Raw genomic sequence first — 20,618 nt, 5'->3', positions numbered from 1 at the left:
GGTAATGCGACTGGTCGGCAGTGGTGAAAAGCCACTCCAGACGGGTGATGATGCCGTGCACTGCCTTCCCGCTGCGCATGCGCAGGGTGGCGTACTTCATCAGTACCTCTTCGGGGGCGAGATTATTCTGCGGGGTGGTGAAGTCGATGGTCCAGCGGAAGGGCTCGCTGAGCGCCTCGCGGCCCTTAAAACGCAGCACGTCGGGCGTGACGCGGGAGTCCGTAATGTCCAGGGTGTAACGGATCTGTCCGTCGAAGAGCGCCAGCCAGTTATCCATAACAAAGACCTTATTTAAAATGTGGTTAAATCAGAATGTTTGCATGTTGAGATAACGGGGTAAATACAAATCTTTGATTCGAATAAGGATGGTCTTTTTTTAAGAAAAAAGCCCGGCATCACACACCGGGCAAAGAAGTTACCTGCACACTCAGGCTACTTTTAATTTCTGCGCACGATTCTCACGGCGAATTTTACGTTCTTCCAGCACCGCTACCATCGCCATCAGGACGATACAGCCGATCGCTGCCGCATCCAGCGCCGCGAAGGTGCCCGCCCAGCCGGTGAGGCCGAAAATCGGCGTGCCGTCAGCGATCATGCCCAAGCCCAGCTTGGCGAAGCTGTCGCCGATCAGGTAGGCGAAGGTGCCCTTAATCCCATCGGCGGCGCCGATCGCTTTTTTCGGGACAAAGCCAACCGCCGCCACGCCGATCAGCAGCTGCGGACCGAACACCAGGAAGCCGAGCGCGAACAGGGACGCCAGGTAAACGTACTGGTTGCTGGCGTGCTGGTAAACGCCGAGCGTGGCGATAATCAGCGCCAGCGCGATGCAGGCCACCAGCGCGCGACGGCCGTTGGCGAGGTCGGAGAGCCAGCCCCACAGCAGCGTGCCGACCAGCGCGCCCACTTCGAACAGGGTGAAGCCCTGAATCGCCACCTCTTTAGAAAGCTTCAGCTCCTGGAAAGCATACACGGTTGACCACTGGTCAATGCCGATACGCACCACGTAGAGGAAGATGTTTGAGAAGCAGAGCAGCCAAATCACTTTGTTTTTCAGCACGTACTCAACAAAGATCTGCCATTTGGTCATCTCGTTCTCTTCGGTCTCTTTGTCCTCTTCGCTGATCTCCTCGCCGAACAGCTCTTCGGCTTTGCCGAGGCCGTACGATTCCGGGGAGTCGCTGCCGTAGCGAAGGCCGATAAAGCCGACGATCAGGGCGATAATCGACGGGAAGATAAACATGCCGATCACATGGCCGTCGAACAGGTAGTTTGCGCCGAACAGCGCTACGCCAGCCGCGCCCGCCCCGCCGAGGTTGTGGGAGATGTTCCACATGCCGAGGTAGGAACCACGCTTGCGGCGCGGGGTCCATTTGGTAATGGTGGAATAGCTGCACGACCCGCCGGTACTCTGGAAGAAACCGCTCAGGGCGTAGAAGGCGATCATCAGGAACAGGCTAACGGAACCCGCGCCCATGCTGGCGCTGAAGCCGAGCATACAGATGGCGGAGAGGATCAGCATAAACGGCAGGAACTGCTTGGTGTTTTTGCCGTCTGCATAGTACGAGACAACGGTTTTCCCCACGCCGTACGTAATGGAGAAGCCCAGGCCAATCATCCCCAGCTGCGTCATGCTCAGCCCGTAGGTCGAGATCATGTCGTTCTGCGCGATGTTAAAGTTTTTGCGGATCAGATACATGGTCAGGTAGCCGATGAAGACCACCAGATAAGACTGCATGAACGGTTTGAACCACATCTTGCGCCGCACGTCGAGCGGCAGATCCAGGGTCGGCTTGCGCACCTGGTTTAAGAAGGCCAGCATGGTTGGTTTACTCCTGAGCTGATTTTTGCAGCATTGTAAAAACCAGCCAGGAGAGATGCCTGAGACAGCGTCCAGGTGAAACCGGGAAAATTTCTTAGTTTTGCGCGTCTCGGCAGCAAAAGGTGAGGCGCGTCACGCTTCGCGCGGCGCCTGCGCGTGCAAAAACGGCAGTAAAAGCAGGGCGGAGATGCCCGCCGCGATGGCGATCACCGCGAAGAACCCGCTCCAGTGCCAGATGTCGATCACCCGCGCCAGCGGCCAGCCGGAGAGCGATGCGCCAAGATAGGCAAACAGCCCGACAAAGCCCGTCGCCGCGCCGGCCGCCTCTTTGTGGGAACACTCCGCCGCCGCCATGCCGATCAGCATCTGCGGGCCAAAGACGAAAAATCCGATGGTGAAGAAGCACGCCGCCTGCATCACGTAGCTGGCGAACGGCATCAACCATAGTGAGCCGACGGAGAGCAAGATCCCGGCGGCAAAAATCAGGTTCATCGGGCCGCGGTTGCCGTTGAACAGCTTGTCCGAGCCCCAGCCCGCCACCAGCGCGCCGATAAACCCGCCCAGTTCAAACATGGTCACCGCCGAGTTGGCGGTCACCAGATCCACGCCGAGCGTCTCGGACATGTACAGATTGCCCCAGTCGTTGATGGCCGCGCGCACCACGTAGACCAGCACGTAGCAGAGCGACAGCAGCCAGATGTAGGGGTTTTTCAGCACGTATTTGGTGAGGATCTCCTGGCGGGACAGCCCGGCCCCTTCCTGCTGCTGGGCGATCTCCATCTCGTCGTGCCGCCAGTCGCCCACCGGTGGAAGGCCGACGGTTTGCGGCCTGTCGCGCAGGCGCCAGCAGAGGAACAGCCCGGCAATAATCGCCAGGCCACCGGCAATCATCATCCCCGCGCGCCAGCCGTAGTGCAGCGCCGCGGCACCCACCACCATCGGGATCAGCGCCCCGCCGACGTTATGCGCGGTGTTCCATATCGCCCACCAGCCGCCACGCTCGTTGCGTGAGTACCAGGCGGTCAGCAGGCGGGCGCAGACCGGCGCGCCCCAGCCCTGGAAAAAGGCGTTCAGCGCCCACAGCAGGGCGAAGGCCCAGAGCGAGGTGGAGAAGCCAAACAGAATATTCACCACGCCGGTGGCAATCAGCCCGACGCCCATAAAATAACGCGCGTTGGAGCGATCGCTGACGATGCCGGAGAAGAACTTCGACAGGCCGTAGGTGATATAAAACAGCGTCGCCAGCAGGCCGATATCGGTGCGGGTCATCACGCCGCTGGCGAGAATTTCAGGCGCGGCGGCGTTGAAGCTTTTGCGGGTAAAGTAGAACAGCGCGTAGCCGAGCCAGATGGTAATCAGGATATGGCGACGCCAGTAGCGGTAGCGGGAGTCGATTTCCGCTTTGTTGCTTAGCGGGGCGACGCTGGCGGGGGTTTTAAACATGATGCGTCCTTAACGGCAAACTGACGCTGACGCGCGTCCCGTGGGTGCAGGAGAGGCTCAGCGTGCCGCCAAGCGCCTTTACGCGCTCGCGCATGCCCGCCAGGCCAAAGCCCTGCTGCCCGGAGCCCGGCGGCAGGCCGCAGCCGTCGTCTTCAATCACCAGCATCAGGCGCTCGTCCTGCTGCCAGCCCTGGATCGTGACCGCGCTGGCACTGGCATGTTTGACGATATTGTTCAGCCCCTCCTGACAGACGCGGAACAGGGTTACGCGCTGGCCTTCGCTCAGCGCAGGTTCGCTAATGCGCCAGTCGAGATGGCTGACAATGCCGCGGCTTTCCAGCTCCATCTCGCGCATCAGAGAGCGTACCGCCTGCTCCAGGGAGAGATCGTCAAGCTGGCGCGGGCGCAGCCGCCCTAACAGGCGACGAACGGAATCATAGACGCCCAGCGAAAGCTGTTCGATATGCGCCCCGCCCTGCTTCACGCCCGCGTTTTCTGCCGCCAGGCGCTGAACAATGCCCGCCTGGGTACGGATGGCGGTGATGGTCTGGCCGATGTCGTCGTGCAGCTCGCGGGCAACCTCTTGCCGCACGCTCTCTTCCGTCTCCAGCAGACGCTCCGCCAGACGGCGGTTGCGCGCCAGCTCGTTTTGCAAGGACTGGTTCAGCTCGCGCAGGCGCTGTATGCCCGCGCCGAGCAGCAACCCGGTCAGGCTCTGGGCCAGCAGGGAAAGCAGTAAATCTACCGGATGATCGTGCCAGGTCTGGCTGGCAATCAGCGCGATGGCGTTCATCAGCGTGGCGATCAATGCGCCCTGCCAGCCGTAGTGCCAGGCAAGGGCGATGATCGGCAGCGCCAGACAAAACGGCGTGAAGCGTGATAATTCAGCGGGGAGACCAAGCTGGAGCCACAGGCTCACCACAAACAGCAGCAGATACCAGATGAGATGCCGGGCGCGCCAGTTCACCGGCTGGGAGACCAGCGCCGGGCCGAGCGGCTGCCAGACAGTGCTTGTAAGATAATGCCAGATCACAAGGCAGGTCGGGGCCAGCGTCAGGCCGCCGGTAAGGGTCAGCAGCAGGGCGTTAAGCACCTCCTTTTCACCCACCCACGGCAGGGACTGCAACAGCGCGGCGGCAATTAGCGCCGCCCCCTGACGCAGCAGCGTGCGCCAGTCGCGCTGGTGACGGTAGCGGGAAATCAGGGCGACCGGGATAAGCGTGAGCAGGCTTCCGGTCATCAATAACGGCAGATGCGCCAGCGCCACTTCCTGCGCCAGCCAGATCAGCATCAGCCACTCTGCGCCCAGCAGCACCGGCCAGTAGCCGCGCGGGCATTGCAGCATCAGCCCCAGACGCAGGCCAAAGGGGAACAGCAGCACCGCCAGCTCCGGGCGTTCCACCAGATGCAGGCTGATACTCCACAGGCAGAACCACGCGGCGGAGAAAATAAAAAAGCTGGCGACAACGGCGATCAGCCGCGAAAAAAGGGAGTTCATTGCCAGCTGTCAAACATACGGCGCGCCAGCTCGACATCGTTACTGACGTTGAGTTTTTCCATCAGGTTGGCGCGATGAACGTGAACGGTCTTTGGCGACAATCCCAGCTCTACGGCAATCTCTTTCACCGACATGCCCTGGGCAAGTTTCTCTGCCACCTGACGCTCGCGTCTGGTGAGTGGATCCTGCCGTCCCGCCGCCAGCTTGATGGCGATATCCGGCGTCAGGTAGCAGCCGCCGGTGGAGACGGTGCGCACGGCGGCGATCAGCTCATCCGGGCTACAGCGTTTTGAGAGGAACCCGCGCGCCCCCGCGTTGAGCGCCTGCTCGACCAGCGCCGGGCTGTCGTGGACCGAGAGCATAATGGTCGCCATTCCTTTCGGCAGCTGGCTTAACAGCTCAAGCCCGGAGAGATCCGGCATTGAGATATCGCAGATACAGACCTGCACCCCGCGCCCCGGCAGGCCCGCCAGCGCCTCGCGACCGGAGCCAAACTCGGCCACGACCTGGAAATCCGGTTCGAGGTTGAGAAGCTGGGCAAAGCCAGAGCGGACGATAAGGTGGTCGTCGATAAGGGCGATGGTGGTCATGTGTGTTCCTGCGGTCTGAAAAAGCCGGATGGCGCTGCGCTTATCCGGCCTACAAGAGCGAAAGACGCTTACCTTAAGCGATCTATTCGAAGAACACCGCAATTTTGTTAAACATGGTGGGATCGGACTGGTTGCGCGCCACGTTGGTGACGTCTTCCAGCTTGTCGATCTGCGCTATCATCTGCTCCAGACGCTGGTCGTCGTTGACCAGTAGCCAGATGCGGCTGTGCTCGCTGCCCTGAATCGGCAGGCAGAGAATGCCTTCCACGTTAAATGCCCGGCGGGCAAACAGCCCGCAGACGTGGGTCATGACGCCAGGGTGGTTGCGGACGGTGAGTTCCAGAATGACGTTATCATGTTGTTTCTGCATGGCTTATTCTCCCACCATCTCAGTATTTGCCGCACCCGGCGGCACCATCGGATACACTTTTTGTTCAGGGTCGATACGCACGTGGATCAACGCCGGGCCAGGGCGAGAAATCGCATCCTGCAACGCCGCGTGGGCATCTTCTTCGGCGTTCAGATCGCAGGTGTGCAGGCCAAAACCAGCGGCAATCTGCATGAAGTTGATCATCCCCGGATAGGTCGCCGCAAACACGCCCTGCTTATAGAACAGGCTCTGCTGCTGGTGTACCAGACCCAGCGCCTCGTTGTTCATCAGAATGATTTTGACGTCTAACTGGTTTTCGGCCGCCGTCGCCATCTCCTGAATATTCATCATCAGGCTGCCGTCACCGGAGAAGCAGATCACCTTACGGTCCGGGTTGGCGAGCGCCGCGCCAACCGCTGCGGGCAGGCCGAAGCCCATGGTGCCAAGGCCGCCGGAGGTCAGCCACTGGCGCGGGCGGTTCAGCGGATACGCCTGGGCAGTCCACATCTGATGCTGGCCGACGTCGGTGGTGATAATCGCGCTGTCATCCACGCAGGCGGCAACAGCGTTGATAAGACCATAGTGGCTCAGCGGGTCGCCCTCGGTTGGGATAGCGCCCGGGAACTCGCGTTGCAGATCGGCCACCAGCTGGCGCCAGTCGGCGCGGTCGGTTGCCACCGTCTGCGGGATCAGCTGCGCCAGCACCTCGGCCACGTCGCCCTGGATCGCCACGTGCGGCTGCTTGATTTTACCCAGCTCGGCGCGGTCGATATCCACGTGAATGATTTTGGCGTTCGGGCAGAACTGCTCGGTTTTGCCAATCGCCCGGTCATCAAAACGCGCCCCCATAACTATCAGCAAATCCGCCTCTTGCAGGATGTAGTTGGTGCTGCGCGCGCCGTGCATGCCCAGCATCCCTAAAGACAATGGATGCGCTTTGGGCAGCATACCCAGCGCCATCAGGGTCATGGTGGTCGGCAGGTTGGCTTTTTCCGCAAACTGGCGGATTTCATCCGCGGCGTTGATCGCCCCGCCGCCCAGATACAGCACCGGGCGTTTGGCGGCGTTGATCATTGCCGCCGCATCGCGCACGCTCTCAGCGCTGAACTCCGGCGCGGAGGCACGCTCGCCCGGCTCCGGCAGAATGTCGATCTCGATCTCTGCGGTCTGGACATCCTTAGGAATGTCTATCCACACCGGGCCCGGGCGGCCAGACTGCGCAATGCGGAACGCATCGCTGATAACCTGAGGCAGCTCGCTGATATCGCGAACTAAATAGTTATGTTTGGTGATGGGGATAGAGATGCCGTAGGTATCGACTTCCTGGAACGCATCGGTGCCGATCATCGAGGACGGCACCTGGCCGGTAATGCAGATCAGCGGAATGGAGTCGAGACGCGCGTCGGCGATGGCGGTCACCAGGTTAGTGGCGCCCGGCCCGCTACAGGCCATACAGACCGCCGGTTTACCCTGGGTACGCGCCATGCCCTGGGCGATAAAGCCTGCGCCCTGCTCGTGGCGCGCCAGCACGTGGCGGATCTGTGTGCTTTGGCTTAACGCATCATACAGCGGCAGCACCGTGCCGCCAGGGATGCCCGCAACCGTGGTGATGCCCTGTCGCTCCAGCAGATGAACGATCAGCTGCGCGCCGGTAAAACGCGTCTTGGTGGATGTTGTGCCCGAACTTGCCATGCTCCAGTCCTTTTCTTCTGAGCCAGCTTTACGCGTCGTAGTTCAGGTTGCAGATGCGTTGGCTGCGTTCCCTCACCCCAGTCACGTACCTATGTACGCTCCTGGGGATTCGCTCACTTGCCGCCTTCCTGCAACCCGAACTACTTAGCGTATCCGGGAGGGGTCCTAAACGAAAAACCCCGCCCGGTTTGCGCCGGCGGGGTTTTGGATTCGTGTGTTGATCCAGTCCCTACGGCGCATTGCCGACGACCACCACCACACGCACGACGACCACTGCGGCAGGTTGCGCAGTTTTTAGTAGGGTCGAAGTGAAGATGGATGAAGTCATTGGGGACCTGTGTTTGGAATCATTGATTGAATTTATACAAACACAGGTTTTCGGATGTGACAATGGAAATATTTTCATCTGCGCAAAAATGCGTCAGGGATCACGTTTCGTTTGTTGGGTGGTGACACTCAATAAATAGCGCAGGTGATACCCCAAATCTGACCGCCAGCTTTTTAATATGGTTCAGGGTAAGCTGTCTCTGACCATTCAGAACCCGTGAAACCATCGATTTACTACCAATTTCATCCTGAAAATCCGATATCGTCAGATTGTATTGATCCATCAATGTTCTTAAAACTGCAATTCCGACAGGAACAGACTCCATCTCCTTGCGTAATGCGACTATCTCTGGCCGATTAGCTTCGTAACGGCTAATTCTGGCGCACACAATATCCAGCAAGGGGCTATTGGGCTCGTTCATAAGGAGATACTCAACCAGCTCAAGCGCATCCTTATAATCTTTCTCGCTCGGCTGTTCACCCAGTAAAGGAACGGCCGCAACAAGGGCGTGCGTAGCTTTCATTGCATCAGCGACGATCATCATTTCTTCCCCTTAGTGCGATGTTTCTCCGTAAAACGGTCATATTCCTTATGAGTAAAAACATGGCGCACATAAAACTTTTGGCTTTCAAAGAAGATGAGAGCCACTACTCTGAGATTGTTATTTGCAATATCAATAACATAATGCTTATCAAGATACTTGAAGTTATCCAGCGTTGGGAAAAGTTTTCTCAGTGCAGCGGGCGTCGGGCAGTGGCTCTTTTCAATAACTCGTCCTAAAAAGAGAAGCTCTTCTCTGTGTTGCGGGAACTGGCTTACCGCATCCAAAATTGCCTTCATTGAGATTAAATGCATCCTGCTTGCCTGCCGCGTCCATTGCCATTATGGCAACGATAACACCTGTTGCCAATAAGTCAACGAAGGGTACTATTTTCACTTCGTCAGAAAACAAAAAACCCCGCCTAAGCGAGGTTTTTATCAGGGTTTTGCGGTTGGTCGCCGCAGAACACACTGTGTTACGTCAACGCGAAAAGTATACGCGATTGAAGACGAACGCGCAATTCCGGCACGGATTTTGACGTTTTTGAGTATGGATCGCCTTCCAAAATTTGTCCATAAAATACTGTTCATGCATACAGTATTTATCTATACTGAGGGTGTTCGCAGTGAGCGAGGGGGCCGCAGTTTACCGGCGCAACGAAGTCCTGGCTGAAACGGGTGGTGCCGTCAGTGCCTTAACCCCTGAAGTGAGCACACTGTGTTACGTCAATCCAGGTGCTGGCCACAGGCGGCGGAAAGGTACGCCAGCATCGTGCTCCTTTTAACCAAAAGGAGACGCGTATGAGCGTCGTGGATATGGTCATACTTGTCCTCAAACTCATTGTTGCTGTATTGCAACTGCTTGATGCTGTCCTGAAATACGTTAAGTGATTCAGGTTCAAGTCGCACCTGAGAGGGGCGGGCAACCGCCCCTCTTTAATAACGAGGGAATGCTATGTCGCGTCTGTTAATTGAGCCTGTTACGCCTGATGAACCGGGCTATATCGCCCTGAAGGCCGAGAGTATCGCGTTGAATTTCAATATGCTGCGCAGGCTGGAAGAGAACTGGCAGCGCGGTGAGAATCGCTTTAACGCGCCGGGTGAAAAGCTGCTGGGGGCGTTTCTTAACGGCAGGCTGGTGGGCGTGTGCGGCCTCAACCGCGATCCGTTCAGCCAGCAGCCGCGCGCCGGACGTATTCGTCATCTCTACGTCAGCGAAAAGTGCCGTGGACAGGGCATTGGCACACAACTTTTGACCGTGGTGATGGCGGATGCCAGCATCTGGTTTGATTTTCTTAATACCCATGCGCCGGAAACCGCGTACGGATTTTACCATCGGGCGGGCTTCAGGCTGGTGTCAGACGAACCCCGGGTGACGCACCGCCTTTTTTGCGCAGTGTAAGCGGCTGGCAGCATCGACGGGTGAATGTTACAGTTGGATGACATTTCACCAACCGATACGCCATGACCATCACCGTTTTCTGCATTTTACTGTTCGCCGCACTGCTGCATGCCAGCTGGAACGCCATCGTTAAAGCCGGAACGGATAAACTCTACTCGGCGATCGGCGTCAGCGGTTCAGCCGCGCTTATTGCCCTGATTTTACTGCCCTTCTCTCCTCAGCCAACTGCCGCAAGCTGGCCATATTTGTTCGTCTCCTGTGCGTTACAGGTGGTGTACACGGTACTGGTGGCAAAAACTTATCAGGTCTCCGACATGAGCCAGACCTACCCCCTTATGCGCGGGACGGCCCCTCTGCTGGTGGCGCTGATCAGCGTAATGGTGCTCGGGGATCATCTCTCCTGGCTTGCGTGGTCCGGCATCGGGGTCATTTGTCTGTCGATTCTGGCGATGGCGATGAACGGCCGCATGCAGTCACGCAAGGGGATCTGGCTGGCGCTGCTGAACGCCTGTTTTATCGCCGGGTATACCCTGGTGGACGGCACCGGTGTGCGACTCTCGGACACTGCGCTGGGCTACACGCTCTGGACCTTCTTCATGAACGGTTTCTGTCTGCTGAGCTGGGCAATGGTGGCGCGGCGTCGCGAAGCGTCCAGCTATCTGCGCCTGCACTGGAAAAAAGGGCTGCTCGGCGGCGTCGGGACGATGGGATCTTACGGTCTGGCACTCTGGGCGATGACCCAGGCACCGCTGGCTGTGGTCGCCGCACTGCGTGAAACCTCTATTCTCTTCGGCGCATTAATCGCATTTGTGCTTTTAAAAGAGAAGGTTGCCGGCCTGCGCATCGCGGCGGCACTGGGTATTGCTGCCGGTGCGATCCTGCTGCGCCTGGCGTAATTCGCTGGCAACATTAGTTGCCGATCTTGTTTACAAATCCTGCCTTCACGTCTTCTTTCATTCATCACAGTAATGCTTAAATTGTCATCTCTCTGTGGTAGATTCCTCGCGCATTTATGGGAATGCATAGTTACTTATTCTTCATTTATCTCTTTTGGCAAAAGTATTCAGCGACATGAAAAAGCAACGGAACGTGAACTTATTGTTGATGCTGGTGTTACTGGTGGCCGTCGGGCAGATGGCGCAAACCATCTACATTCCGGCGATTGCCGATATGGCAAAAGATCTGAGCGTCCGCGAAGGTGCAGTCCAGAGCGTGATGGCAGCCTATCTGCTAACCTATGGCGTTTCACAGCTGGTTTATGGTCCCCTGTCCGATCGCGTCGGGCGTCGTCCGGTCATTCTGGTGGGCATGAGCATTTTCATGGTAGCGACGATGATCGCCATAACCACTCACAGCCTGACCGTCCTGATTGCCGCCAGCGCCCTTCAGGGTGTGGGCACCGGCGTCGGCGGGGTTATGGCGCGTACCCTGCCGCGTGATATGTACCAGGGCACACAGCTTCGCCACGCCAACAGTCTGTTAAATATGGGTATTCTGGTCAGCCCGCTGCTGGCCCCGCTGATTGGGGGTCTGCTGGACACCGTCTGGTCCTGGCGCGCCTGTTATGCCTTCCTGCTGGTGCTGTGCATTATTGTCACCTTCAGCATGGGGCGCTGGATGCCGGAAACCCGCCCAAAAGACGCGCCGCGCACGAAGCTCATCGCCAGCTACAAAACGCTGTTCGGTAATGGGTCCTTTACCTGTTATCTGTTGATGCTAATCGGCGGCCTGGCGGGCATTGCGGTGTTTGAAGCCTGTTCCGGCGTGCTGCTGGGCGCGGGCCTTGGCCTGAGCAGTATGGTGGTGAGTATTCTGTTTATTCTGCCGATCCCGGCGGCGTTCTTCGGCGCATGGTTCGCCGGACGTCCGAACAAGCGTTTCTCCACCCTGATGTGGCAGTCGGTGATCAGCTGTCTGCTGGCCGGGCTGATGATGTGGATCCCGGGGCTGTTTGACGTGATGTCGGTCTGGACGTTGCTCATCCCGGCAGCGCTGTTCTTCTTCGGCGCGGGCATGCTGTTTCCCCTCGCCACCAGCGGCGCGATGGAGCCGTTCCCGTTCCTCGCAGGCACGGCAGGCGCGCTGGTGGGCGGTTTGCAGAACATCGGTTCCGGCGCGCTGGCCTGGCTTTCGGCTATGATGCCGCAGACCGGGCAGGCGAGTTTAGGCTTGCTGATGACCCTGATGGGGCTGCTGATTTTGCTGTGCTGGCTGCCGCTGGCGTCGCGTGTCTCGCATCACGAACAGCCGGTTTAACCGCATGATGGCCCGGCTTCTCGCCGGGCTTTTCACAGACGGGCGCAATCATCGCCTGCAATAGCCGCTCTGGGGCAGGCCGCCACGCCCCCTCTTCCCCGTCATAAAACTGAACATCGGCGTTTATCGCATACGGGATGTTGGCATGTTGCATCTCGCACGCCATAAACGTGGCAAACGCCATCTGCGAGGCAGTTGGCGTCAGGCTTTTCGATTCGCCCACCCCCCAGCCGCCAACCCAGCTCACATGCCCGGTTTTTTGTTGCCAGTGCAGCGCGGCGTTAATTCGGTTACGGATAGCCGCTTTCTCAGCCGCAGTTCCGGACGTCCACGGGTATTTACCGTTCGTTTTCAGCGGACCCCAGGGGAAAATATGCCACTCCGCCAGCAGGTAATTCTGGCTGTGCGCGGGCAGCTTCAGGGTGGATAAATCCTCCGGCGCGGCGCGCAGACGAGGGGCGATAAAAATCATGCGGCTGGCATCAATGGCGTGAATGTCTTTGATCGCTTTCTCATACACCCGGTTGAGCGAAGCAACGTTGTGGTTGAGCTTGTCCGCCGGTTCGTAGATCAGGTCAAAGCCCAGCAACGGCGAGCGCTGACCAAAATAGTGCGCCACGGCAATCCACCAGTTAATCACCTCTTTTTCGGTATCCGCTTTCGGGTCGTTTTTATATTCATCGGCCTGATAAGCGATGATGGGGATGACGCCGTATTGCTCGCATGCCTCCACCAGCTTACGCAGGTGAATCAGCCGCGCTTCCGTCGGTTCGCCCGCCACCCGAATACGTACATGGTGTATGCCTTTCGCCTGAAAATCACGGACCACCAGCGGGTCGAATTCGCGTATGCCGCGCTCGGTGCGTGCCCAGTCCACATCCATCCCGACGCCCAGCATCTGCGCGTAACGGGCAGCCGTCAGCGGCGGCTCAGCGGCAGTCGCCCAGCCGGAAGAGAGTAAGATCGCAGTGGCAATAAAAGGCTTTAACACGGTTTACCCTGGAAAAATCAAAAGCATTACCTGTATTTAGCACGCTTTTTCACATTTGGTGTAGAGCGAAAGCGTAATAATTCTTCAACCCGCCAGCTCTCTTAGCCAGCCGATAAAGGCGTCAATTTTCGGCCACTGACGGCCGGGAAGCGTTGAGACGTAATAATGCTGATGGCACTTGAGGGTTTCCCCATCAAAGGGTGCGATCAACTCCCCCCGTTCGAGACGTTTTTGCACCAGCCGCTTTCTCCCCATCGCCACCCCGACATTACTCATGGCCGCGATAATGGCTAAATCAGAACGATCGAAGCCAATACCCGATGATAACGGCATATTCACCGCGTAATGCTGCGCCCAGCTCAGCCACTCATCCGTACCGGAATCATTGCTCCAGGCCTGACGGTCGTGCAGTAACGTGCAGTGGCTGAGGTTATGGGGGTTTTTCAGCAGTTCATGCTCCCGGGCATACGCTGGCGAGCAGACGGGCAAAATCTCTTCATCCATCAAAAAGTGATGAGAAAGGTGGTTTGGCGGCGTATCGTCGAAATAGAGCGCCAGATCGATGCCGGTTCGCTGCATGTTGACGTAATCATTACCAGTCAGAATAGTAAGTGAAATCGACGGGTAGCGGCGGGTAAAATCCCCCAGCATCGGCACCAGCCAGCACTGGGCGATCGAGGGCCGGGAGTACACCGTTAGCGTACCTGACAGCGCCTGGTTTTTAATGTCCAGGATCTCCTGATTCAGGGTGTCGAGGGACGATTTCAGCGTCCAGTAAACGCGCTTGCCTTCCTGCGTCAGCTCCACTTTACGGTGTGAGCGGACAAACAGCTGAATGCCCAGCTCCTCTTCCAGCAGGTTAATGCGGTGGCTCACCGCGCTGGGGCTGAGCGACAGCTCCGCCGCCGCCAGGGCGAAGGACTCATGCCGGGCAGCCACTTCAAAGGTGTACATTTTCGACAGCTGCCAGCCGTTTAAAAGCCGGTTTCTGCCTTCATTCGCATCGGTCATCACAATTCCCACACGTAATTTCTGCGTTCAGCATACCGCTCAAGAATGAATTTATGTGAACCAGCGGCAAAATAAGTGCGCCTTTTAGAGTCCAGTCACTCAGTTGATCCAATCTGGCTCATCTGAACGCCAATTTATATCGTTTGTCAGCCCACGCCGTTTTTTCGTCCAATACCCCCAGATGACATAAGGGTGAGGTGAGATATGGGATCTCAGGTCTGGGTTGTGGCAACGCTGCTTGTCAGCATCGTGTTGATTGTTTTAACCATCGTAAAACTGAAGTTTCACCCGTTCCTCGCGCTGCTGCTGGCAAGCTTTTTCGTTGGCGCGATGATGGGAATGAGCCCGCTGGATATGGTTAACGCCATTGAGAGCGGGATTGGCGGTACGCTGGGCTTCCTGGCGGCGGTTATCGGTCTTGGCACTATTCTCGGCAAAATGATGGAAGTCTCCGGCGCGGCAGAGCGCATCGGGATTACGTTGCAGCGCTGCCGCTGGCTGTCGGCGGACGTGATTATGGTCCTGGTCGGCCTGATCTGCGGCATTACGCTGTTTGTTGAAGTGGGCGTGGTACTGCTGATCCCGCTGGCGTTTTCCATCGCCAAAAAGACCAACACGTCGCTACTCAAGCTGGCCATTCCGCTCTGTACCGCACTAATGGCAGTGCACTGCGTGGTGCCTCCGCATCCGGCCGCACTATTTGTCACCAACAAATTAGGGGCGGACGTCGGGACGGTGATTGTCTACGGTCTGATGGTGGGCCTGATGGCGTCTCTGGTTGGTGGCCCGCTGTTCCTGAAGCTGCTCGGCAACCATCTGCCCTATAAGCCGGTTCCGGCGGAATTTTCAGACCTGAAGGTGCGGGAAGAGCACACTCTGCCGTCGCTGGGCGCCACGCTGTTCACCGTGCTGCTGCCGATTGCCCTGATGCTGGTGAAAACCATTGCCGAGCTGAACATGGCAAAAGAAGGCTCGCTGTATACCCTGCTGGAGTTTATCGGCAACCCCATCACCGCGATGTTTATCGCCGTGTTTGTCGCCTACTACCTGCTGGGGATCCGCCAGCACATGGGCATGGGCGCAATGCTGATCCATACGGAGCACGGCTTTGGCTCTATCGCCAACATTTTGCTGATTATCGGTGCGGGCGGGGCGTTCAACGCCATCCTTAAAATCAGTGGTCTGGCGGAGACGCTGGCGCATATTCTCTCGAACCTGCATATGCACCCTATCCTTCTCGCCTGGCTGGTGGCACTGGTGCTGCACGCCGCCGTGGGTTCGGCAACGGTAGCGATGATGGGTGCCACGGCGATAGTGGCGCCGATGCTGCCGCTCTACCCGAACGTAAGCCCGGAGATCATCACCATTGCCATCGGGTCCGGCGCTATTGGCTGCACGATCGTGACCGATTCTCTCTTCTGGCTGGTTAAGCAGTACTGCGGCGCGACCCTGAATGAGACCTTCAAATACTATACGACGGCGACGTTTATCGCCTCGGTGCTTGCACCTGGCGGCACATTCCTGCTTTCTTTCATTATCTGAGCGCGAAGAGACGTATTATGGAAAACGCAACTATCACTACTTTAACCGCACAGTTTCCTCTGGTTGAGGATCTGATTGCCCTGAAAGAAACCACCTGGCTTAACCCGCGCACCACGACGCTGGCGGAAGGATTGCCGTATGTCGGGCTGACGAAAGCCGACGTAGACGACGCGCACGCGCGCCTGAAACGCTTCGCGCCGTATCTGGCGAAAGCGTTCCCGGAAACGGCGGCAACGGGCGGGATTATCGAATCCGACCTGGTCGCGATCCCGGCGATGCAGGCGCGGCTGGAGAAAGAATCTGCGAAGCCTGTTACAGGCACGCTGCTGCTGAAAAAAGACAGCCATCTGCCGATTTCCGGCTCGATCAAAGCGCGCGGCGGCATCTATGAGGTGCTGACCCATGCGGAGAAACTGGCGCTGGAAGCCGGGTTGCTGAGCGTTGAAGACGACTACAGCGTTCTGCTGGAGCCGCGCTTTAAGGACTTCTTCAGCCAGTACAGCATCGCGGTGGGCTCAACCGGCAATCTGGGGATGTCCATCGGCATTATGAGCGCACGCATTGGCTTTAAGGTGACGGTGCATATGTCCGCCGACGCCCGCGAGTGGAAGAAAGCCAAACTGCGCAGCCACGGCGTGATCGTCGTGGAATATGAGCAGGATTACGGCGTGGCGGTAGAGCAGGGACGCAAAGCGGCGGAAAGCGATCCGAACTGCTTCTTTATTGACGATGAGAACTCACGCACGCTGTTCCTGGGCTATGCGGTTGCTGGCGAGCGCCTGAAGGCGCAGTTTATCGAACAGGGCCGCGTGGTGGATGCCGATCATCCTCTGTACGTCTACCTGCCGTGCGGCGTCGGCGGTGGTCCCGGCGGCGTGGCGTTTGGCCTGAAGCTGGCCTTTGGCGATAACGTCCACTGCTTCTTTGCGGAGCCAACGCACTCACCGTGCATGCTGCTGGGCGTTTATACCGGGCTGCACGATGAAATCGCCGTGCAGGATCTGGGTATCGACAACGTGACGGCGGCGGACGGTCTGGCGGTAGGACGTGCCTCCGGCTTCGTGGGCCGCGCGATGGAGCGCCTGCTCGACGGGTTCTATACCCTCTCCGATCAAAGCATGTACGACATGCTCGGCTGGCTGGCGCAGGAGGAAAGGATTCGCCTGGAGCCGTCGGCGCTGGCGGGGATGGCCGGGCCGCTGCGCGTCGATGCCGATGAGAACGTTACCCACCTGGTGTGGGCGACCGGCGGCGGCATGGTGCCGGAAGACGAGATGGCGAAATATTTAGCGAAAGGGAAGTAATTATGCCGGGTGGCGGCTGCGCCTTACCCGGCCTACAGGTGCAAAATTTGTTGAATGTGGGTTACCGCAAACAGCAGTGACAACGACAGCACGGCCAGGGCGATGAGGAACTTATCCCGCACCGCTTTCGGCTGCGCAAAGTCGTTCTGCGCCACGTCCATCAGGTTACGGCTGCGGGTGTAGCGCCATAAAATGATGGCTACCAGCGCCAGCACAACAATGGAGATCCAGAATGGCGCCCCCGTGCGGTGCCAGTTGTGCTTAATGGCAAGAGCGATCAGCGCGCCATACCCCAGCAGCGTGCGCAGCCAGGCCAGCGAGGTTCGCTCTGGCTGAAGGCCGGGGTCCGCTTCCCGCCGCGCTTTGCGGCTATCCGGCATACAGCACCAGTAACATCACTACGCCCGCAACCATCAGCAAAATCGTACTGATAATGAGCAAGCCGCGCGTGTAGGGGAGATCCTGCTTCAGACGCATCGCCTTTTCATTTCTCAGCCAGCGCAGATAGCCATAAATCGCCAGCACGCCGGCAATCAGGCACAGCAGCAGGGCCAGCACTTCGCGAATCAACGGGGTGGCAAAATCGGGGGCGAGCTGATCAAGGCCGACGCCTGCGGCCAGAAAGCCCAGGGCGGTGCGGATCCACGCTAAGAACGTGCGTTCGTTAGCCAGTGAGAAGCGGTAGTCCGGTGCTTCACCGAGGCGGGAAATGTTCATGAAAGTTCCTTGTCGTGCTGCATGCAGGCTTCAGCATAGCGTAATTCAGCCACGACAAGGAGACCGGCATCAGGCGATGCCGGTCAGAAAGATTAGTGCAGCTCTGGCCAGTAATCTTTATTCGCTTCAATCAGATCGTCCAGAATCGCCTTCGCCACCGATGCGCTCGGTACGGTTTTCGACAGGGTAATCGCCTGCCAGAGTTTCTGATACGAGCGCTGCTCCCAGGCGTCCACCACCAGTTTTTCCACCGCCACCTGCTGGCTCATGAGTCCTTTCTGGAAGTGCGGAATATCACCCACGGTCAGCGGCTCCGGTCCGTTGTGGCCGACCAGACAAGGGATTTCTACCATCGCGTCAGCATCAAAGTTATGGATAGCCCCATTGTTAGGCACAATCAGCAGCATGCGTTCCTGGGTGTTAAAGGCAATCGCGGTCGCCAGATCGACGATGTACGACGCATGTTCGTCAATTTCCAGTTCACCGGCAGAAGAATGACCGGCTTCGATAATCGCCCGACATGAACTGAATACATGCTTCTCACGGTGATCCATCACTTCATTGGCGCGGGTACGCTCCGGATTGGAATGGGCGACCACATAGTCCGGGAACAGGTAATACTTCAGGTAGGTGTTCGGCATGGTGTCCGGATCCAGCGCCTGTACGTCTTTGGCCTTGGCGAAGGTATCGTTCCAGCTCGCTTCAGTATGCACATCTTCCGAAGGCGGAACATAACCGTTTTTCGCCACGTATTCGCGCAGCTTCGGCATCAGATCGTTGCCGTTCTGATCTTCAATCGACGTCCACCAGCCGAAGTGGTTCAGACCGTAGTAGCGCACGCGCATCTCTTTGCGGTCTTTCAGGCCGACGATTTGCGCCATACGTCCTTCAATGCCGATCGGCATGTCGCAGATGTTGAGAATTTTCGCGTTCGGACGCAGGCGGCGCGTGGCTTCCGCGACAATCGCCGCCGGGTTGGAGTAGTTCAACATCCACGCGTTCGGGGAGTACTGCTCCATGTAATCCACCAGCTCCAGCACGCCGCCGATGGAGCGCATGCCGTAGGAGATGCCGCCCGGCCCGCACGTTTCCTGGCCCAGCACGCCGTGGCGCAGCGGGATTTTTTCATCTTTTTCACGCATGGGATATTTGCCAACGCGAATATGCGCCATCACGAAATCCACATCGGTAAAGGCCGCTTCAGGATCGGTGGTGTAACTAAATTCAATCTCCGGCGCCTGCTCCTTAAGGATGATTTTACACGCCTCGGCGATGATCTCCTGACGTGCTCCGTCATTGTCATAGAACTTCAGCGCACGCAGCGGGAAACGGTCACGGTTGGCTAACAGCATCAGGACGATACCAGGCGTGAATGTACTGCCGCCGCCTGCAATAACAACTGAGAATTTTTTCATGATATAGCCTCTGTCAGAGTGGTTTGTTCGTTTGTTAAAGGGGTTTTCATCAGCGATTCCAGCTGGTCGCGCACCTGAGGAACGTGCAGACCGACAATCACCTGTATGCCGTTGCCGCGCCGCACCACACCGTGTGCGCCCAGGGCTTTGAATACGTCATCGCTTTGGGTTTTCGTCATATCCACCAGGGCGATACGCAGGCGGGTGGCGCAGTTATTGATACTTTCGATATTCGCTGCGCCGCCGAGCGCCTGTAAGAACCCAGCGGCCTGTCCGACCTGCTGGCTGGCTGCCGCCGGGGCGGTGGTTTGCCCACGAGCGGCCTTATAGTCGGCCTTGCTGTAGAGCTTGATTTCGCTCTCTTCCCGGCCCGGCGTTTTGAGATTCAGACGTTCGATAAGCGTTCTGAAGACCACGAAGTAGATCCCGGTGAAGCAGAGGCCGATGCCAATCTGGGTGAATACCGTCGAGGCGTGGTTATGGAACATCGGGATCCAGTTTTGCGGCAGGAACTGGTCCAGCAGACCGCCGCCCATGTTCCCCACCACCCCGAAGATATACATCACCGTCGCCATCGTTGCGGCCAGCACGGCGTGGATGGCAAACAGCAACGGCGAGACAAACAGGAAGGTGAACTCCAGCGGTTCGGTAATGCCCACCAGCACGGCGGTAAGCGTGGCCGGGATCAGCAGACCTGCCACTTTGACGCGGTTCTCCGGTGACGCGGTATACCAGATAGCCAACGCAATACCGACTGAGCCAAACACCTTAGAGTTGCCGTGCAGCGCGAATCCGCCCTCCGGGAACAGCGTTTTAAGCGGCACAGTGCTCTGGCTGAATTCCTGAAGGTGCTGTGCCCAGTAGACCTGAATGCCGCCTTCTACCGCAGCCGGGCCGAAGATAAACGGGCCGTAGACAAAGTGGTGTAATCCGGTTGGGATCAGAATGCGTTCCAGGAAGGTATAAACCCATACGCCCAGCGCGCCAGCGGTACGTAGAAAGGCCTGCAACGACTCAATGCCCATCTGCACTTTCGGCCAGCCCAGCAGCGTCAGCCAGGCGCAGGGGATCATGACGAAGAACGCGAGGATAACGACAAACGAGGTGCCCTGGAAAATCCCCAGAAAGACCGGCAACGGCTTGTCGAAAAATCGGTTGTGGATGGCGGTGACGAGCCCGGAAATGATAATCGCCCCGATGATGCTGGTATCAAGCGTTTTGATTCCGGCAATCATCGCCAGCCCGCTGCCGGCAGTGGGTTCAGCAGAGAAGTCGACGCCAAAGAAGTGACCCCAGGTCATCCCCATCGCATTGATAAAATAGTTCCAGGTCAGGAAGCTAATCAGCACCGCCAGACAGGCGCGGCCCTGCGCCTGCTTTGCCAGGCCAATCGGTAAGCCGACAGCAAAAATCAGCGGCATATTACGGAACACCGCCCAGCCGCCCTCTTCGATGATGTGAACAATTTGCGCGAACAGATTATCAGGCGCGGTTAAGGCCTCACCGACAAACAGCGGATTGCGAAGCATGATGGCGATCCCAACCACGATCCCGGCAAAGGGAAACAGCAAAACCGGGGTGAACATGGCGCCGCCAAAACGTTGTATTTGACTGAGCATTTTTAAATCCTCATGAAACAACCTGTAGGGGATAGAGGCCTTTATGGTTTTTTACTGGCCTGAGGTGAGCATAAGAAGTTA

General features: G+C 57.8%; 20 protein-coding genes and 2 pseudogenes. 6 read left to right on the top strand and 16 right to left on the bottom strand.

All coding sequences use genetic code 11. From position 1 onward, the window contains the following. From DD597_RS19680 to DD597_RS19635, 10 genes and pseudogenes are all read right to left on the bottom strand, one after another. Window positions 1–277 (bottom strand): annotated as a pseudogene (locus DD597_RS19680) (type VI secretion system tip protein VgrG); the annotation flags it as partial. A 150-nt stretch (window positions 278–427) separates the two neighbouring features. Beyond that, a complete protein-coding gene (uhpT, locus tag DD597_RS19675) occupies window positions 428–1,819 on the bottom strand; it encodes a hexose-6-phosphate:phosphate antiporter (protein WP_023315092.1) in 1,392 nt (463 codons plus the stop codon). Window positions 1,820–1,951: 132 nt separating this feature from the next. After that, window positions 1,952–3,262, bottom strand: coding sequence for an MFS transporter (locus tag DD597_RS19670; RefSeq protein ID WP_129256524.1), 1,311 nt, complete (start codon window positions 3,260–3,262; stop codon window positions 1,952–1,954). Continuing rightward, entirely contained in the window at window positions 3,255–4,760 is a 1,506-nt protein-coding gene (uhpB, locus tag DD597_RS19665) for a signal transduction histidine-protein kinase/phosphatase UhpB (protein WP_045336028.1), read from the bottom strand. The genes DD597_RS19670 and uhpB overlap by 8 nt, the downstream gene beginning before the upstream one ends. Next, the gene (uhpA, locus tag DD597_RS19660) at window positions 4,757–5,350 is read right to left on the bottom strand and encodes a transcriptional regulator UhpA (RefSeq protein ID WP_003861054.1); all 594 of its coding nucleotides are present in this window, start codon (window positions 5,348–5,350) and stop codon (window positions 4,757–4,759) included. The genes uhpB and uhpA overlap by 4 nt, the downstream gene beginning before the upstream one ends. Window positions 5,351–5,432: 82 nt before the next feature. Beyond that, window positions 5,433–5,720, bottom strand: a complete 288-nt coding sequence (gene ilvN / locus DD597_RS19655; protein WP_003861055.1) for an acetolactate synthase small subunit — start codon at window positions 5,718–5,720, stop codon at window positions 5,433–5,435. A gap of 3 nt (window positions 5,721–5,723) precedes the next feature. Then, the gene (gene ilvB, locus DD597_RS19650; RefSeq protein ID WP_058658994.1) at window positions 5,724–7,412 is read right to left on the bottom strand and encodes an acetolactate synthase large subunit; all 1,689 of its coding nucleotides are present in this window, start codon (window positions 7,410–7,412) and stop codon (window positions 5,724–5,726) included. Between the two features lie 229 nt (window positions 7,413–7,641). Continuing rightward, complete coding sequence (ivbL, locus tag DD597_RS19645; RefSeq protein ID WP_057979964.1) at window positions 7,642–7,740, bottom strand: ilvB operon leader peptide IvbL; 99 nt, start codon at window positions 7,738–7,740, stop codon at window positions 7,642–7,644. 100 nt (window positions 7,741–7,840) lie between these two features. Continuing rightward, entirely contained in the window at window positions 7,841–8,284 is a 444-nt protein-coding gene (locus DD597_RS19640; protein WP_127350064.1) for a type II toxin-antitoxin system HigA family antitoxin, read from the bottom strand. Further along, window positions 8,281–8,595 carry a type II toxin-antitoxin system HigB family toxin gene (locus tag DD597_RS19635; RefSeq protein WP_023302825.1) on the bottom strand — a complete coding sequence of 105 codons (315 nt, stop codon included), beginning with the start codon at window positions 8,593–8,595 and terminating at the stop codon, window positions 8,281–8,283. Before DD597_RS19635 ends, DD597_RS19640 begins: the two co-directional genes overlap by 4 nt. A 486-nt stretch (window positions 8,596–9,081) precedes the next feature. On the opposite strand from DD597_RS19635, the gene tisB reads away from it, so the two are divergent. The 4 genes from tisB (at window position 9,082) to emrD (ending at window position 11,938) form a co-directional block, all read left to right on the top strand. Further along, entirely contained in the window at window positions 9,082–9,171 is a 90-nt protein-coding gene (gene tisB, locus DD597_RS19630) for a type I toxin-antitoxin system toxin TisB (protein WP_022646551.1), read from the top strand. Between the two features lie 64 nt (window positions 9,172–9,235). Then, a complete protein-coding gene (locus DD597_RS19625) occupies window positions 9,236–9,682 on the top strand; it encodes a GNAT family N-acetyltransferase (RefSeq protein ID WP_129256523.1) in 447 nt (148 codons plus the stop codon). A gap of 62 nt (window positions 9,683–9,744) precedes the next feature. After that, a complete protein-coding gene (locus DD597_RS19620; protein ID WP_023323922.1) occupies window positions 9,745–10,578 on the top strand; it encodes a DMT family transporter in 834 nt (277 codons plus the stop codon). Window positions 10,579–10,753: 175 nt separating this feature from the next. Further along, a complete protein-coding gene (gene emrD, locus DD597_RS19615; RefSeq protein WP_003861070.1) occupies window positions 10,754–11,938 on the top strand; it encodes a multidrug efflux MFS transporter EmrD in 1,185 nt (394 codons plus the stop codon). On the opposite strand, the pseudogene DD597_RS19610 reads toward emrD, so the two are convergent. Together DD597_RS19610 and dsdC are read right to left on the bottom strand one after the other, a co-directional pair. Continuing rightward, a pseudogene (locus DD597_RS19610) lies at window positions 11,844–12,929 on the bottom strand (cellulase family glycosylhydrolase); the annotation flags it as partial. The gene emrD and the pseudogene DD597_RS19610 sit on opposite strands and share 95 nt — an antisense overlap. 84 nt (window positions 12,930–13,013) lie before the next feature. Next, complete coding sequence (dsdC, locus tag DD597_RS19605; RefSeq protein WP_048241919.1) at window positions 13,014–13,940, bottom strand: DNA-binding transcriptional regulator DsdC; 927 nt, start codon at window positions 13,938–13,940, stop codon at window positions 13,014–13,016. Between the two features lie 204 nt (window positions 13,941–14,144). Here dsdC and dsdX point away from each other — a divergent pair, with 204 nt between their 5' ends. Together dsdX and dsdA are read left to right on the top strand one after the other, a co-directional pair. Further along, on the top strand, window positions 14,145–15,482 hold the full coding sequence (gene dsdX, locus DD597_RS19600) for a D-serine transporter DsdX (RefSeq protein ID WP_129256522.1): 1,338 nt from the start codon (window positions 14,145–14,147) through the stop codon (window positions 15,480–15,482). A 17-nt stretch (window positions 15,483–15,499) separates the two neighbouring features. Then, window positions 15,500–16,786 (top strand): D-serine ammonia-lyase, encoded by a 1,287-nt coding sequence (gene dsdA, locus DD597_RS19595; protein WP_022650093.1) that lies wholly within the window; start codon window positions 15,500–15,502, stop codon window positions 16,784–16,786. Window positions 16,787–16,818: 32 nt separating this feature from the next. On the opposite strand, the gene DD597_RS19590 is transcribed toward dsdA, so the two are convergent. From DD597_RS19590 to DD597_RS19575, 4 genes are all read right to left on the bottom strand, one after another. Next, window positions 16,819–17,166, bottom strand: coding sequence for a DUF202 domain-containing protein (locus tag DD597_RS19590; protein ID WP_003861078.1), 348 nt, complete (start codon window positions 17,164–17,166; stop codon window positions 16,819–16,821). Continuing rightward, on the bottom strand, window positions 17,156–17,503 hold the full coding sequence (locus tag DD597_RS19585; RefSeq protein ID WP_003861080.1) for a YidH family protein: 348 nt from the start codon (window positions 17,501–17,503) through the stop codon (window positions 17,156–17,158). Before DD597_RS19585 ends, DD597_RS19590 begins: the two co-directional genes overlap by 11 nt. A 92-nt stretch (window positions 17,504–17,595) precedes the next feature. Further along, the gene (locus tag DD597_RS19580; protein ID WP_003861082.1) at window positions 17,596–18,918 is read right to left on the bottom strand and encodes a 6-phospho-alpha-glucosidase; all 1,323 of its coding nucleotides are present in this window, start codon (window positions 18,916–18,918) and stop codon (window positions 17,596–17,598) included. Next, entirely contained in the window at window positions 18,915–20,537 is a 1,623-nt protein-coding gene (locus DD597_RS19575) for an alpha-glucoside-specific PTS transporter subunit IIBC (RefSeq protein ID WP_061856897.1), read from the bottom strand. The genes DD597_RS19580 and DD597_RS19575 overlap by 4 nt, the downstream gene beginning before the upstream one ends. Between the last annotated feature and the right edge of the window lie 81 nt (window positions 20,538–20,618).

This window comes from Enterobacter cloacae complex sp. 677-3DZ2D5B (assembly GCF_004136695.1).
GTDB classification, from domain to species: Bacteria; Pseudomonadota; Gammaproteobacteria; order Enterobacterales; family Enterobacteriaceae; genus Enterobacter; species Enterobacter hormaechei_C.
This window is presented reverse-complemented; position numbering and strand designations above follow the sequence as displayed.